The sequence below is a fragment of the Allorhizobium borbori genome (genome assembly GCF_014196535.1).
Lineage (GTDB): Bacteria > Pseudomonadota > Alphaproteobacteria > Rhizobiales > Rhizobiaceae > Ectorhizobium > Ectorhizobium borbori.
In genome coordinates this window covers 327,567-342,597 of the sequence record NZ_JACIDU010000002.1, presented here as the reverse complement: position 1 = coordinate 342,597, position 15,031 = coordinate 327,567, and the positions used below count along the sequence as shown (strand labels likewise).

Sequence of the window (15,031 nt, the reverse complement as noted above, 5' to 3'; positions counted from 1 at the left end):
GTTGAAAATTCCATCGCGTTCATGTTGGCGTTTTTCAAGTGCCTCAGGCGGCCAGTTCGTCCAGCTCCTTGCCGCGGAACAGGCGCTGCAGGTTGAGGAAGCAGATCATGCCGCTTTCGGCGGCGATAATGCCTTCGGCGATGGACTTGTCGAAGGAGGTCGTCAGTTCCGGTACCGGCTGCAGACTGGAAGCGGGAACCGTGAGGATATCGGACACGCGATCCACCAGCATGCCGACGACCATGTCATGCACTTCGCCGACGATGATGGCGCTGCGGTCGTTCGAGGCGGTTGGGCCCATGCCGAGCTTGTGGGAGAGATCCACAATCGGGATGACCGAGCCGCGCAGGTTGATGACGCCCAGAACATCATAGGGTGCCTGTGGAATCGGGGTCACGGGTGACCAGCCGCGAATTTCGCGGATCGAGGTCGTGCGCATGCAGAATTCCTGATCACCGACGCGAAATGCGATCAGTTCCAGCGGTTCGTTCGCGTCATTGGTGGTGTTAGGCAATGCCATCAGAATTCCTCCCAGGTGTTGGTGTCTGCGGCTGTTGAAGCGGAAGTCACGGCTGCGACACGCTGTTGCAAGGCGCGGGCAGGCGAGGGGGCGGGTTGCACTGGTGCCGCGTGGGCGGTAACCGATGCAACGGAATGGTGGACAGGGCGACTTTCAGTGCGCCGCGCGGGTGTTGGTGCTGGTGCCGTCCGGCGAGGCGCGGCGCCGCCGCCCAGGTGGAAGGCTCCGACCATGCGGCGCAGGTCTTCCGCATCGCCGGCAAGGCTTTCGCTTGCCGTGCGGCTGCGGTTCACCATTTCGCGGTTTTCGTGCGCGCTACGGTCGATGTCCTTAATCGCGCGGTTGATCTCATCGAGCCCGGTGGCCTGTTCGCGCGTCGAGACGACGATGGCGGCGATATTGGCACCAATGCGGTCGACCTGGCTGGCAATGGTGGATAGCACCTTGCCGCTTTCATCCACCAGCGCGACACCGCTTCTGACCTGATCCGACGAAGCGTTGATCAAGGTCTTGATTTCCTTGGCGGCGTTACCGGAGCGCTGGGCAAGTTCGCGCACTTCCTGAGCCACCACCGCAAAGCCCTTGCCGGCCTCTCCGGCGCGGGCAGCTTCCACGCCCGCATTCAGTGCCAGCAGGTTCGTCTGGAAGGCGATTTCATCGATGACGCCGATGATCGAGGAAATGCGCTGGGAGGATTCCTCGATGGCGCCCATGGCGCTGATCGTCTTGCCCACCACCTCGCCGGAGCGGTTGGCCGAAACCTGCGCTTCCCTGACGATATCGCCCATTTCCTCGGCGCGGTGGGTGTTGTCCTTGATGTTGATGGCGATCTGCTGCATGGCGGCGGTTGTCTCCTCCACCGCAGCAGCCTGCTTGCCGGTGCGGTCGGCAAGGTCGGCATTCAGTCCGAGCAGCGTGCCGGCGCGTTCGCTGATCATGTCGCCGCTCTCCAGCACCCTCAAAAGCGCATCCTGCAGAATGCCGACGGAGGTGTTGAAGTCGTTGCGAACCCTGTCGAGGGCTGGAATGAACGGCTGATCGATGCGGAATGCCAGGTTACGCTCGGCGAGAGCCTGAAGCCCAGAAGCGAGGCGGTCGGCAGCGGTAATGCGGCCGGTAATGTCGGTTGCGAATTTCACGACCTTGCAGACCCGGCCCCGGCCATCGGTCACAGGATTGTAGGACGCCTGAATCCACACCGGGGCACCGCTCTTGCTCCGGCGTTCGAATTCCTGTGCCACGAACTCGCCGCCGCGCAGTCGTTCCCAAAGCTGGCCATAGGCGGGCGAGCCGGTGAAGTCCGGCGGACAAAGCATCCGGTGATGTTTGCCCCTGATCTCGGCCAGCGTGTAGCCGAAGACCTTGAGAAAGTTCTCGTTGGCGTCGAGGATTTCACCGTCGGGGGTGAACTCGATGACGGCCTGCACGCGTGAAAGCGCTGCCATCCGGGCTTCGGCTTCAAGCGAGGCGAGCTTTCGGGCGGTAATATCCGAGGCAACCTTGACGACGCGGTGCGGACGGCCGCCGACGGGAACCGGATTATAGCTTGCTTCCAGCCAGATATCCTTGCCGGCCTTGTCCAGGCGACGGAATTCACCCGATTTATAGGTTCCTGCGGCGAGGTCTGCCCAGAAACGGGCATAATCCGGGCTTTTGACGTCTTCGGGGTCGCAGAACATGCTGTGGTGCTTGCCGACAAGTTCAGCCGCTGCATATCCCATGGTCTTGCAGAAATTGTCGTTCGCTTCGAGGATCGTGCCCTTCAGGTCGAACTGAATGATGGCGCACGAGCGGTCGAGGGCCGTATAAACTTCTTTGGTCGATTTGGACGACCGAGAAAAGAGCCGCATCTTTGCCTTCCTGTCGACCCGTCTCCATTGGACAACGGGTCTCGCATCCACATTAATCACGGACAACCGCACCTGTCGGAATGCGGCATCGGAATATGCCCCGGTAAGGGCGATTATTGCGTCGAATTCGGAAATGGCCCAATCATCAGGCGGCGCCGGAAAACATCATGTGTCGCAAATCGCGTCCGTGCAGATGCATAGTCGTCCAAATTATTGAAAGATTTCTATACGTCGTTAAGGTTTTCGTTATTTTTGCAAAAGCGAATATACGGCGCATTGTGCGGTCGCCAGATCAGTACTCGCGTTCGTAGAACACGCCTGCCGCCCCTGATCCGTCGGCGCCAGCCTGACCGCGCAGCTTCACGCCCTTGCCCACATCGAGATTGATGACGGCCTTGCCGCCGGATGAGCCGCCTTGTTCAAGCTGGATATAGGTTCGTTCATTCAAGTACTTACCAGCGGAAACCTTGGCCTGTCCCTTGTCGTCGGTTGAAATGTCGAGATCATCCACGCCGAGATTGCTCCGGAGTTTTTCGAACAGGGAGGACGAGCGCCCGCCGGCAAGCTGGCTGACGGCATCGGCAAGCTGGGCGATCTGCAGGGCCGAAAGCTTCGACATCGACTGGCCGAAAATAAGCTGGGCGATGATTTCGTCCTGCGGCAGAGCCGGTGAGGAGGAGAAGGTGATGGTCGGGTCGTTGGCCAGGCCGGTGACATCGACGGTAATCGTCGTCGAACTGGCGCTGGTGGTGGCCTCGAGATTGAGAACCGGGATCAGCGCGCCGCCGAAAGTGATCGTGCCTGAGGAGAAATCAAGCCGCCGCGACAGGATCGTCAGACGACCGCGGCGCATGGTGAAGGCACCTGCCACGACGGGGTCCGCCGCCGTGCCGCGAATGGTGAGGTCGCCGCCAAGTTCGGCATCGATACCACGGCCACGCACGAAAATGCCCGATGAAGCGTTGATGGCCAGGTCGAGCCCGATGGCGGACGTCGAACCGTTGGTCTCGTCGCCGCGCATGTCGCGGGCCTGCGCCTTCACCGCCGCCGGTGCGTTCTTGTGGCGAATGTCGATTTCCGACAGCGAGGCGGGCAACTTTTCAGGAACGGTGATCGACGTCTTCGAAAGAGCGATGCGGCCAGAGAGGACCGGCGCGGTCATAAGCGGACCTTTGAGGGCGAGGTCGCCGCTCGCCGATGTGGTGAAGAGCGTACCGTCCGCATAGGTGGCGCCGTTCAGCTTCACGGCGATATCGGCGGGGAAGCCGCTTTGCGGCTGAATGCCGATGGTGCCGCTGGCGCTGATCGTGCCACCGCCCCCAAGACGTCCCGTCAATTCTGAAAGCGTTGCCTGCGCGCCATCGAAGCGCAGCGTGCCCTTGAGGTCGTTGAGGGTGAGGTTGCGGCGCAGGTCAATGATCCTGGCACCGTTCAGTGTGACAGCGCCCGTCACGGCCGGGGATGTGGAGGTGCCGGCAATAGTCACGTCGAGATCGGCCGTTCCTTCAGCTGAAAGGCCCTGATCGGTCAGTTTGCCTTGAAGGGCGGCCATCGGCACGCGTCCCTTGAAGGAAAGCTGGAGCGTCTTCGCGCCTGCCACTTCAACATTACCACCGCCGGAAATCGCCAGTCCGCCAGACCCGTTGACCTCGGAGTCAAGGCCAAGTCTGCCGCCGGCAAAGGTGCCGTTGGCCTTGATGGCAAGCGGCGAGAGGCCGGCCCCCTTGGTCTGGCTGGTTGCCGCGTTCGCCCAGTCCAGCCGGTAGGCAACGGCCGGGTTTGCCGCTTCGCCCGTGGCCTTCACTTCGCCGGAAATCGTACCCTCGGCAGCCAGATCGGGTGCGAAGGCATTGGCGAGGCTGGCTGGCAGGGCGGCGAGGGCCGCAGTGAGGTTCAGCGTCTTGCCGGCGCTGCCGTTGACGGTGATCGAACCGCTACCCGTCGCAATTTTGAGGTTGTTGAGGGTGGCCGTGCCGTTTTCCACGCGGATGGCGGTCGGCGCGGCGAGGCGCACCGGGATCTGTTTCGGCGCAGCGGTTAAATTGTCGAGCCGGATGGCGATTGCGCCATCCTTCCGGGTCAGGTTGCCCTTCAGCGCCAGAGGAGCGTTGTCGTAGCGGCCGTCGAGGTTGAAGCCGGTGCTGTCACCGCTATGCGCGATATCGAGCTTCAGGTTCTGTACGCCGGCGTCATTGGTGCCGGCGCGGGCGGCGGAAAGAACGCCATCCACCGCGATGGAGGTGATGTCCGGCATCCTCAGGTCGAGCACCAGCTTTTCAAGCGAGGCGCCGGCGCTTGCGACACTGCCGGAGGCCTTTGCCGTCAAACCTGTTACGCCGTTTTGCGGCGTCAGCGCGGCATTCCCGGCAAGGCCGCCGCTCGCCTTCTGGCCGGCGAGTGCTGCCAGCAGCGAAACATCCGGGAAATCGAAAGTAATCTTGCCGTCGAGCGGCTTGAAGGCCGGCGAAAAGCGTAGTGCGCCGGTCAGCTTGTTCGGTCCGGCGTCAAGGGTGAGTTTCGGGATGTTGGGGCCCTGGGGCGTCGAGATCAGGCTGGCAGTGGCCTTCAACGTCTGACCGTCCAGCTTGCCGTCCGCCGTCAGTTCGGCGGTCGGGGCGGTCTTGTCGGCCTTACCTTCCGCCTTGACGGAAAGGTGTCCAACCTTCTTGCCTGCGAGAACGGCGTTCTTCGTGTCCAGGCCAGCCTTGAAGGCTGGTGCATCGATTGAACCGCTGGCAGACAGGGTGAAGGCGCCCGTGCCGGTGGCATCGGCCAGCAACTTGCCGAGATCGGGCAGGGTGCCAGTCAGCGCCGCATTCAAGTCCCTGTCCGCCAGCGAAACCGAACCGGCGGCTTCGAGAAGTTCGGATTTGACCGCAAGTTCGCTCAAGCCGAAAGCTCCGTTGCCAGCCGTCAGCTTGCCCGAGGCGGCAATGGTGGTGGTGAGCTTCGCGGCGAGATTAGGCGGTAGCACGGAGGGCAGGGCGAAGAGGCGGACATCACCGGCAAAGGCTTTCGTTTCCAGTCCGTAAGAGCCACTTAACGAACCGCCGATGGCCGCACTTTCCAGTCCCGCGCTTTCGATGGCGATGGTCTCGCCGGAGAGGGCAAGCGGGACCGTGAGCTTGACCGGCGCGCGCACGACACGGGCGAGATTTTCGTCGGCCATATCACTGGCGGCAATGGTCATCTCCGCGAGAATGCGGCCCTTGCGGCTGGCGAGATCAATGCTTTCGCCGTGGGCGCCGATCTGCACACCGCTCAACCCGATGCCGGGCATAGTAACGGAATCGACTGTGGCGGCGGCGGAAAGTGTGGCCGACTGCGTCGGACCGGAGAGCGATAGCGTCAGGCTGCGGATCATGGCGCGGGCCTCACCGGTTTCGAGCGGCAGGCGGAAATCGGCCGGGCCGTTCACGCCGGCAAGGCTGGCGCTCAAATCGTTGGCGCCGCCTGCGGGATCATAGGTGCCAGCGGCTTTCAGCGTCAGCGCGTCGGTTTCCACGCGGCCGGTGTCGATCCGCACGCCGCCATCCGGTTTCACAAGCGCGGCAATATCGATGCGTGTCTTTCCGACGAAAAGCGGACGAAGGGCCGGGGGCAGAAGTTCGACCGGCGTACCGCCGCCCTGAACCGCGATGGCGTGGCCGTCCTTGGTGAGTTGATGCCTGCCAGCGATTGCCAGAACCTCCGCGCCATCGACCTTGCCGGTGAGACGACCGTTCCAGTCCGACAGCGGGCCGGCACCGGTCAGGTCGAGTTCCACGGCGGGATTGCCGGGCAGGCCGGCAAGGCGGGCCAGCATCCCTCCCTGCGGCTCGCTCACCGAGGCCTCCAGCGTCAGCCGGTTATCCTGCGGAGCATAGACGAGGTTTGCCGAGGCCCGGGCATCCTGCTGGTCGCGGTTGGCGATCTCAAGTGTCAGGCCTGCCTGATCGCGATGGGCGTCGATGGAGCCGGTGGCGGCAAGCGCAAAGGGCTGGCCGAGTACGGCTTCGGCAAGGGCGATGTCGGGAACCGACAGCTTTTCCACCTCGATGGCGATGGGCAGAGAGAAGGGCTTGCCGTCATCCGGTGTTTGCGAGGGCAATGGTTTGCGGGACAGTGCGATGCGCCCGGCGGAAACATTGCTGGCATGGAAGGCGCCACGGATGAGCGAGGCGGGCGACCAGTCCACCGCCAGATCGGAGATGGTGGCGTAGGTGCCGTCGCGATCACCGACGGTTATCGTGTCAATCCGCAGGCGGCCGTTGAAAATACCGGTCGGGGGAGACAGCGTAACCGTCCGCTCCTCATTGGAAGCGAGCGCGGCAACCGTGCCGGCAATCAACCGTCCGCCCACAGGCAAAAGCCCGACCAGCACGATCAGGAGAACCATCAACGCCAGCAAGGATGCCGCCACGATGCCGGCGATTCGCCCAAACCGACCTGTCTGGCGTGCGGATGAAACCATCTAACCCGTTCTTTTTACTTGCTGCGATCAGAAAGACTGACCAATTCCGGCATAGATGCCGTATTTCGTTCCATTGTCGTATTTGTTCAAGGGAACGGCAACATCAAGGCGCAAGGGGCCGAAAGGCGTCGCATAGCGCAGGCCAACGCCGGCACCGGCACGAATATCCGAGAAATCCGGCACCATTGCGGAGGAGACCGTGCCGGCATCGATGAAGGGTACGACGCCGATCGTGTCGGTGACCTTCACGCGGGCTTCGACCGAGCCAAGCGCATAGGAACGCCCGCCGGTGGCATCGCCGGCGGCGTTATAGGGTGAGATTTCCTGATAGGAATAGCCGCGAACCGAACCGCCGCCGCCGGCGAAAAAGCGCCTTGTCGTCGGGATTTTCTCGAGATCGCCGGTGCCGACGAGCGTGCCGAGCGCGGCCTTGCCGGCGAAGACGACGCGGTTGTCTTCGCCCACACCCTTGTAGCCGGTCACTGCGCCCTCGAAGGACGAAAAGAAGGTGCCGCCATTGATTTCATAGCTCGGCTTGGCGGCCAGCGAGGCGGTGTAGCCCTCGGTCGGGTCAAGCTTGTTGTCGCGGGCGTCGCGCTTGGCGGTCAGCGGCAGGGAGGCGGTCAAATATTCGTTATCGCCATAGGCGTCGGTTGTCTTCGACCAGTCGAGTTCGCCGCCGGCGCTCACCGTGTCGCGGTCGTTCAGCTCGTAGGTAATGCCGGTCGCGGCGGTCACCGAGTTGGCCTCGTAGCTGTCGGGATGCTCGGTCTTGGCCTTCAGGCTGGCGTCGAGCCGTGCAGCGGGCACGAAAATGCCCGGCTTGGAAAAGCTGACGCCGGCGGAATAATCGAGGCCGGTTATATCGGTGGTCTCCCCGAGACGGGAGACGGCGCCTTCGAATTTCAGCGTTTCGGCCTTGCCGAACAGGTTGCGGTGGCCCCAATAGCCGGAAAGGCCGGCGCCATCCGTGGTCGAAACCTGCGCGCCGAAGCCGAAATAGCGGTGCTTGCCTTCCGCAACCTCGATGCCGACCGGGATCGAGCCGTCAGGCGCCAGCCGGTTTGCCTCTTTGACGGTGACGCTGGAAAAGACGCCGAGATCGCGCAGCCGGTCGGCGGCCTTTTTCATGTCGCCGGGATTAAACGGCTGGCCGGCGTTGAGGCGGGAATAATCGCGGACGAAATCGCCATCCACCGTCTTCGTGCCGTTGACCGTGACCGTGCCGACCGGGGCAACGGGCCCGCCGGTTGCAGCCAGTGTCACGTCCACCGTATTCGTGGCATGGTCGGCAACGACCTCGCGCTTGTCGAGTTTGGCGAGCGGTCGGCCCTCGTCGCGGAAGGTGGCGACAAGTCGTTCACCGGCGCGCAGGATGACGAGGGAGCCGGCCGCGCCGCCAGGCTCAAGGCCGAGCTGCTTCAGGTCGCGCCCTGCCGCTTCACCTTCCAGATGGACCTCGCCCAGGGTGAAAACCGGACCGGGTTCGACATGGACGGTCACGGGCACGGGGCCTTTGCCCGAAAAGGTCGGGTTGGGTGGCAGCGAATCGATGTCGGTGCCGTTGACGCTGATCTTTACCACGCCGCCATAGCGGGCATTTTCATAAAGGGCGGCAATCAGCCGGTCGCGGTCGTCGCGCGCCTTGACGACAACGCCGAGATCGCCGGACACCGGCTTTTCGCGGTCGCTGTAGAGGGCCGATGCCGTTTGAAGGGTCTCGAGAAGGGCCTTGTCCGCAGCCGGCGCTTCCAGCGTCAGCGCGTAGCGCACGGGATCGGAGAGCGTTTCCGTTTCCTTGCGTTCGCCAAAAAGGTGAATGCCGAAAAGCTCGAAGGCATCGGCCGGGCGGATGGAGGCACAGGTAACAAGCAAGGCACCAGCGAGCGTGCCAACGAGACCTGCCCGCGAATACGCACTACTCAAAACCGGACGTGTCCCAAATTTCCGCATAAGCCATGTTACCCGATACGCGTATTTTGCGGAAGCCGCGCCGTCATTCTAATACAAAAGGCGCGCTTAAAGGTTAAGCGCGCCTCTTTTGATTCAAATTTTATCAGTAGCGGTAGCTCTGCGGGCAGCTATCGATGTAGCGGCGACCGTAGCGGTCACGGTAGTAGCACTGGCCGGGCTGTTCGGATACGCGACCCAGAACAGCGCCTGTTGCGCCGCCGATGGCCGCGCCAATGGCTGCGCCGCGCCAGCTGTTGGAAACGGCACCGCCGATGATGGCGCCGGAAGCGGCGCCGATCGTCGCGCCCTTTTCCGTCTGCGTGCAGCCGGCGAGCATAAGGCCCGCCACGGCAAGAATAAGAGCCTTCTTCATGTCACTCTCCTCAGATGAAGCTCGATTTCGTAAATTCGTCCCCGCTTTTTCAGCGTCGTTCCGATGCTCGCATGGGCGTTTTTCATGCCGCACGGTTGTCTGAAAATATCGCGCCTTTTCGTGAAGTCCACTCCACTCCGCCGATATTCTTAAATTTCGGATACGAACTGAAACAGACGGCCGGCAATTCTGCATAGGTCGTGCTCGCTCAAGCTTCATCAGCTTGATATGAATCAATTTCACGGCAACACCTTTTCGGTAGGTTCCGCTTGGAATAATTCAAAAATGTGCGCCTTTTGCCGCAGGGGCGGCCTTTTCGGAAACGTGATCTTGACCTCGCGGGTCTCAGAACCGAAAACGGACGCCGAAGTTTGGAGACTGTCATGGATTTCGAAGCATTTTTCAAAAGCGAGCTGGATAGCCTGCATCAGGAAGGCCGTTATCGCGTTTTTGCGGATCTCGAGCGGCATCGCGGCCATTTTCCCCGCGCCACCCGTTATACGGCGAATGGCGAGCGGGAGGTCACCGTCTGGTGTTCCAATGACTATCTCGGCATGGGCCAGCACCCCGCCGTCATCGAGGCCATGAAGCAGGCCATCGATCACTGTGGCGCGGGTGCGGGAGGCACCCGGAATATTTCTGGCACCAACCACTATCACGTTCTTCTGGAACAGGAACTTGCCGATCTGCACGGCAAGGAAGCCGCGCTGACCTTCACATCGGGCTACGTCTCCAACTGGACGGCACTCGGCACCCTGGGCGCCAAGATCCCCAACCTCATCATCTTCTCGGATGCGCTCAACCACGCCTCGATGATCGAGGGCATTCGCTATGGCAAGTGTCAGCGCGTTGTGTTCAAGCACAATGACCTGAAGGACCTTGAGGAAAAGCTCGCGCTCGCCGATCCGGCCGCGCCGAAGCTGATTGCCTTCGAATCGGTCTACTCGATGGATGGCGACATCGCTCCCATCAAGGAAATCTGCGATCTGGCCGACAAGTACGGCGCGATGACCTATCTCGATGAAGTGCATGCGGTGGGCATGTATGGTCCGCGCGGGGGCGGCATTGCCGAACGCGAAGGGCTGATGGACCGCATCACCATTCTCGAAGGCACGCTCGGCAAGGCCTTCGGTGTCATGGGCGGTTTCATCACCGGTTCGGCTGCCGTTTGCGACTTCATCCGTTCCTTCGGCTCGGGCTTCATCTTCTCGACGGCTCTGCCGCCGACGCTGGCTGCCGGTGCGCTGGCCTCGATCCGTCATCTCAAGGTCAGCCAGTTCGAACGCGCTCGTCATCAGGACCGCGTGCGCAAGCTGCGCGCCGCGCTTGAGGCCAAGGGCATTCCCCACATGCCGAACCCCAGCCACATCGTTCCGGTGATGGTGGGCGACGCTGCCAAGTGCAAGTGGATCTCGGATATCCTGCTGGACGACTTCAACATCTACGTTCAGCCGATCAACTATCCGACCGTGCCGCGCAAGACCGAGCGCCTGCGCTTCACGCCGACGCCGATGCACACCGATGCCGATATCGAGCATCTTGTGGGTGCGCTGCATAGCCTGTGGTCGCGTTGCGCACTGGCCCGCGCCGTCGCCTGATCCTCGTGTAAATGTGTGAGACTACAGAAGCCCGGCGGCCACCTGCCGGGCTTTTTCGTCGGCAGCGAACACATCGTCCATGGAGGATGCGGCCGGAAGCTGCGACAGCATCGCCATGGTGCGCTCGACAATCCGGGGCATGTCGAGGAAGCGCAACCGCCCGGCGATGAAAGCTTCGAGCGCCACTTCCTTGGCGCCGTTCAGCACCGCGCCGGCCACGCCACCGGTTTCCATGGCTTCGCGGGCAAGGCGCAGAGCCGGGAAGCGATCCGGGTCCGGAGCCTCGAAATCCAGCCGAGAAAGTTTGGTGAAATCCAGCCGCTCGACCGGCAGATGGCCGCGCCTGGGATAGGTAAGGGCATAGCCGATGGCGGTGCGCATATCCGGGCTGCCAAGCTGGGCCAGCACCGAGCCGTCCGTATACCCCACCATGGAATGGATGACCGATTGCGGGTGGACGACCACCTCGACCTGCTCCGGCTTCAGGCGGAAGAGGTGCTGGGCCTCGATCATTTCCAGTGCCTTGTTGAACATCGAGGCGCTGTCGATGGAGATTTTCAGGCCCATCGACCAGTTCGGGTGGGCGCGGGCGGTCTCCACCGTCACCGAGGCCATCTCCCTCAGCGTCCAGGTGCGGAAGGGGCCGCCGGATGCGGTGAGGATGATGCGTTCCAGCGCGTGACGCTGGTTTTCCTCAAGCACCTGAAAAATGGCATTGTGTTCGCTATCGACCGGCAGAAGCTTGCCGCCACCCTGCCTCACGGCCTCGATGAACAGCGCGCCGGCGGACACCAGACATTCCTTGTTGGCCAGTGCGATATCCGCGCCGCGTTCGGCGGCAATCAGCGTGGGCCGCAGGCCGGCCGTGCCGACGATGGCGGCCATGACCCAGCCGGCATCCATCGCGGCGGCTTCCGCAAGACCTGACTTGCCGGCGGCTACGGCAATGCCGCTGCCGGACAGCGCATCTTTCAACGCCTCGTAATGCTCATCGCTGGCGGTGACGGCGAGCTTTGCGCCGAAGGTTTTCGCCTGCTCGGCCAGCAATGCAATATTGCCGTTGCCCGTCAGCGCCATCACGTCGAAGCTCTCGCGACCGCCCAGCCGCCCGACGACATCCAGCGTATTCGTGCCGATGGAGCCGGTGGAACCGAGGATCGTGATCCGACGCCGGGAAGGTGCAGCCGAAGTCATGCAGAATACCGCCTGTTGTGATTTTGACCCCGGTCTAACCTCGATAACTTCGCCCCACAAGTTCAAAGTGTGATTTATGACTTTGACTTTTGGGCGGACTGCGCCAAATCAGACGAAAATAAAATGTCCGGAGGAATGCCCCATGAAGTTTTTCACCGCCGCCTGTGCCGGCGTCTTTCTCGCGTCCGCAGTCAGCGCCGCCGACGTTCCCTCGGCGCTTCAGGGACGCTGGCTGGCCGAATCCATCGATGGTGGCGGCGTGATCGACCGGCTGCAGACGACGCTCGAAGTGAGTGCCGAAGGTGGCTTTTTCGGCAATGGTGGTTGCAACCGCTATCGGGGCCAGTTGAAGTTTGCAGATAAAGGCGTTGCCTTCGGCCCGGCGGCGGCGACGCGCATGGCCTGCCCGCCCGCGACGATGGATCAGGAGATGAAGTTCTTCCGGGCGCTCGGTGAGGTCGCGGATTTTGCCTATGATGCGGCGACCCGCAAGCTGACGCTGTCGGACAAGGCGGGCAAGCCGCTCGTCGTTCTGGCGCGCATGGATGAGCCGGCCCAGATCACCATCACCGTACCGGGGGCTCAGAGCGTCGAACGAAACCAGGTCGCCTATCGCTGCGGCGAGGAAACGGTGATTGCCGACTACATCAACGCAGGAGCCGTTTCGCTGGTGACACTGACGCGCGGCGACACCTTCACCGTCGCCGCCAATGTGCTGGCAGCGTCCGGCGCGAAATATGCCGGCGATGCGCTGGTGTGGTGGGTGAAGGGCGACGACGCCACGCTGTTCGATCTGACGAAGGGCGAAAACGATCCGGGCCTGACCTGTGCGCCCGATGCGTGACGTTCAGCTATTGAAGAGATAGACGCCGAGGCCCGCCGTCATGAACGCGCCGACCGTGAAGGGGTGGCGGGTCAAAAGCGAAATCCGCTCGGCCTCGGCCGTGTCGCGGCGGTCGGCAAACCAGCGCACGGCATAGGGGATCGCGGCAATCAGGATCGCCACATAAAGCGCGGGCGATGTCACGTCCAGCATCATGGTTTTCTCCTCCCCATGGCATGCGCCCCTTATAGAGGGGGTGCAGGCCGGTGCAAAGCACGACTTTCCGGGAAGGTGTGGGCCGTGAATATGCGGGCCGGGAAGGTTCCGGCAAGGTCGGGACTATGCAACGTGTTCCGCGCCGAGGAAGGCGCGGAGGTCGCTGCTGTCCAGCGTTTCCTTGGCGAGCAGGGCGCGGGCGGTCTTTTCGAGAAGTTCGCGGTTCTCGGTCAGAAGTCCCGTTGCCCGTTCGAAGGCGTCATCGATGATGCGGCGGATTTCTCCGTCGATGGCATCGGCCGTCTCGTCGGAATAGTCGTGCGTCGGCTGGCCGAAGGCAGTTTCGCCCGGTTGCAGGAAGGATTGCCGGTCACGGTCGAGTGCCACATGGCCGAGCCTTTCCGTCATGCCGTAGCGGGTGACGATGGCGCGCGCGATATCGGTGACGCGGGCGAGATCGTCCGCCGCTCCGGTCGAGAGGTGTCGATAGACCACCCATTCAGCCGCGCGGCCGCCGAGCAGCACGGCCATCTTGTTCTGCAATTCCTCAAGCGTCATCAGGAAGCGGTCTTCCGTGGGGCGCTGGATCGTATAGCCGAGCGCGCCGACGCCACGCGGAATGATCGAGATCTTGTGCACGGGGTCCGAACCGGGCAGGAGGCTTGCCACCAGCGCGTGGCCCATTTCGTGATAGGCGACAATCTCGCGTTCACGCGGGTTCAGAAGCCGGTTACGCTTCTCGAGACCGGCGACGATGCGCTCCACGGCATTGTTGAAATCATCCATCGTCACGGCATTGGCGCCGCGACGGGTGGCGAGCAGCGTTGCCTCGTTGACGAGATTGGCGAGGTCGGCTCCGGTGAAGCCCGGCGTCAGGGCGGCGATTTCCTCCGGGTTCACGTCGGCTGCAAGCTTTGCCTTCTTCAGATGCACGGCGAGAATCTGGATGCGGCCCGGCTTGTCGGGCCTGTCGACCAGAACCTGACGATCGAAGCGCCCGGCGCGCAGCAGCGCGGGATCGAGGATCTCTGGCCGGTTGGTGGCGGCGAGAAGCACGAGGCCGGAAGAGGAATCGAAACCGTCGAGTTCGACCAGAAGCTGGTTCAGCGTCTGCTCCTTCTCGTCATGGCCGGCAAAGGGGCCAATGCCGCGCGCGCGGCCCACGGCATCCAACTCATCTATGAAGATGATGGCGGGCGCCTTGGCGCGGGCCTGTTCGAAGAGATCGCGCACGCGGGCGGCACCCACGCCGACGAACATTTCCACGAATTCCGAACCGGAAATCGAGAAGAACGGCACTTTCGCCTCACCGGCCACGGCCTTGGCCAGCAGCGTCTTGCCGGTGCCGGGCGGGCCGACGAGAAGCACCCCCTTCGGCATGCGCCCGCCAAGGCGACCGTAACCGTCCGGGTCCTTCAGGAAGGCGACGATTTCCTTCAGTTCGTCCTTGGCCTCGTCGACGCCGGCAACATCGGAGAAATCGACACCGGTATCGGACTCCACATAGACCTTGGCCTTGCTCTTGCCGATCTGCATCAGGCCGCCGCCGGCCCCGCCACCCATGCGGTTCATGAGAAAGACCCAGATGCCGATGAAGAAGACGGCCGGGATGATCCACGAAAGGATATCGCGCAGGAAGGTGCTTTCGATGCGGCCTGCGAACTTCACGCCGTACTGGTCGAGCTTTTCAGCAAAATCCGGTTCGACACGGGTGGCGATGAACTGCTTCTGCCCGCCGGGCAGCGCTTCCTTCAGCGTGCCCTGAAGATAGTTTTCGGAGATCGCCACCTCGGCAATCTTGCCGTCCTTCAGGTATTTCTCGAAATCGCTGTAGGGAACTTCCGCGACCTGCTGTGCCGTGACGAAGGCATATTGCAGGAGAAGGATGCCGAAGAAGGCGGCGATCCAGTACCAGATGTGGAACTGCGTCTGCTTGTTCATTGGGGCCTCGGTCCGGTCGGAAGTCACTCGACATTCTATTTGGGGCAACAGACGGCAAAGCTCAACCGGTGATATGGCCGCAGGAAAGCAAAAGGGCGGGAGGTGTGCGC

At 62.5% G+C, this 15,031-nt stretch carries 10 protein-coding genes; 2 read left to right on the top strand and 8 right to left on the bottom strand.

What is annotated here, in order from left to right; genetic code table 11:
• Positions 1–43 precede the first annotated feature (43 nt).
• From GGQ66_RS03645 to GGQ66_RS03625, 5 genes are all read right to left on the bottom strand, one after another.
• Positions 44–520, bottom strand: coding sequence for a chemotaxis protein CheW (locus tag GGQ66_RS03645; RefSeq protein ID WP_183789488.1), 477 nt, complete (start codon positions 518–520; stop codon positions 44–46).
• Positions 520–2,370 (bottom strand): methyl-accepting chemotaxis protein, encoded by a 1,851-nt coding sequence (locus tag GGQ66_RS03640; RefSeq protein WP_183789486.1) that lies wholly within the window; start codon positions 2,368–2,370, stop codon positions 520–522. The genes GGQ66_RS03645 and GGQ66_RS03640 overlap by 1 nt, the downstream gene beginning before the upstream one ends.
• 292 nt (positions 2,371–2,662) lie before the next feature.
• Positions 2,663–6,823: a translocation/assembly module TamB domain-containing protein gene (locus tag GGQ66_RS03635; protein ID WP_183789484.1), complete on the bottom strand. Its 4,161-nt coding sequence runs from the start codon at positions 6,821–6,823 to the stop codon at positions 2,663–2,665.
• Positions 6,824–6,850: 27 nt separating this feature from the next.
• The gene (locus GGQ66_RS03630; RefSeq protein WP_183789482.1) at positions 6,851–8,776 is read right to left on the bottom strand and encodes an autotransporter assembly complex protein TamA; all 1,926 of its coding nucleotides are present in this window, start codon (positions 8,774–8,776) and stop codon (positions 6,851–6,853) included.
• A 103-nt stretch (positions 8,777–8,879) separates the two neighbouring features.
• A complete protein-coding gene (locus tag GGQ66_RS03625) occupies positions 8,880–9,149 on the bottom strand; it encodes a YMGG-like glycine zipper-containing protein (protein WP_183789480.1) in 270 nt (89 codons plus the stop codon).
• 383 nt (positions 9,150–9,532) lie between these two features.
• On the opposite strand from GGQ66_RS03625, the gene hemA reads away from it, so the two are divergent.
• Positions 9,533–10,747, top strand: a complete 1,215-nt coding sequence (hemA, locus tag GGQ66_RS03620; protein ID WP_183789478.1) for a 5-aminolevulinate synthase — start codon at positions 9,533–9,535, stop codon at positions 10,745–10,747.
• Positions 10,748–10,768: 21 nt separating this feature from the next.
• Here the strand turns inward: hemA and dxr are convergent, their stop codons facing one another.
• The gene (gene dxr / locus GGQ66_RS03615; protein ID WP_183789476.1) at positions 10,769–11,941 is read right to left on the bottom strand and encodes a 1-deoxy-D-xylulose-5-phosphate reductoisomerase; all 1,173 of its coding nucleotides are present in this window, start codon (positions 11,939–11,941) and stop codon (positions 10,769–10,771) included.
• A 142-nt stretch (positions 11,942–12,083) separates the two neighbouring features.
• Between dxr and GGQ66_RS03610 the strand changes: the two genes are divergently transcribed.
• On the top strand, positions 12,084–12,785 hold the full coding sequence (locus GGQ66_RS03610) for an META domain-containing protein (RefSeq protein WP_183789474.1): 702 nt from the start codon (positions 12,084–12,086) through the stop codon (positions 12,783–12,785).
• A 3-nt stretch (positions 12,786–12,788) separates the two neighbouring features.
• Here the strand turns inward: GGQ66_RS03610 and GGQ66_RS03605 are convergent, their stop codons facing one another.
• Positions 12,789–12,980, bottom strand: a complete 192-nt coding sequence (locus GGQ66_RS03605) for a hypothetical protein (protein ID WP_183789472.1) — start codon at positions 12,978–12,980, stop codon at positions 12,789–12,791.
• A gap of 123 nt (positions 12,981–13,103) precedes the next feature.
• Positions 13,104–14,921, bottom strand: coding sequence for an ATP-dependent zinc metalloprotease FtsH (gene ftsH / locus GGQ66_RS03600; RefSeq protein WP_183789470.1), 1,818 nt, complete (start codon positions 14,919–14,921; stop codon positions 13,104–13,106).
• Positions 14,922–15,031: the final 110 nt, after the last annotated feature.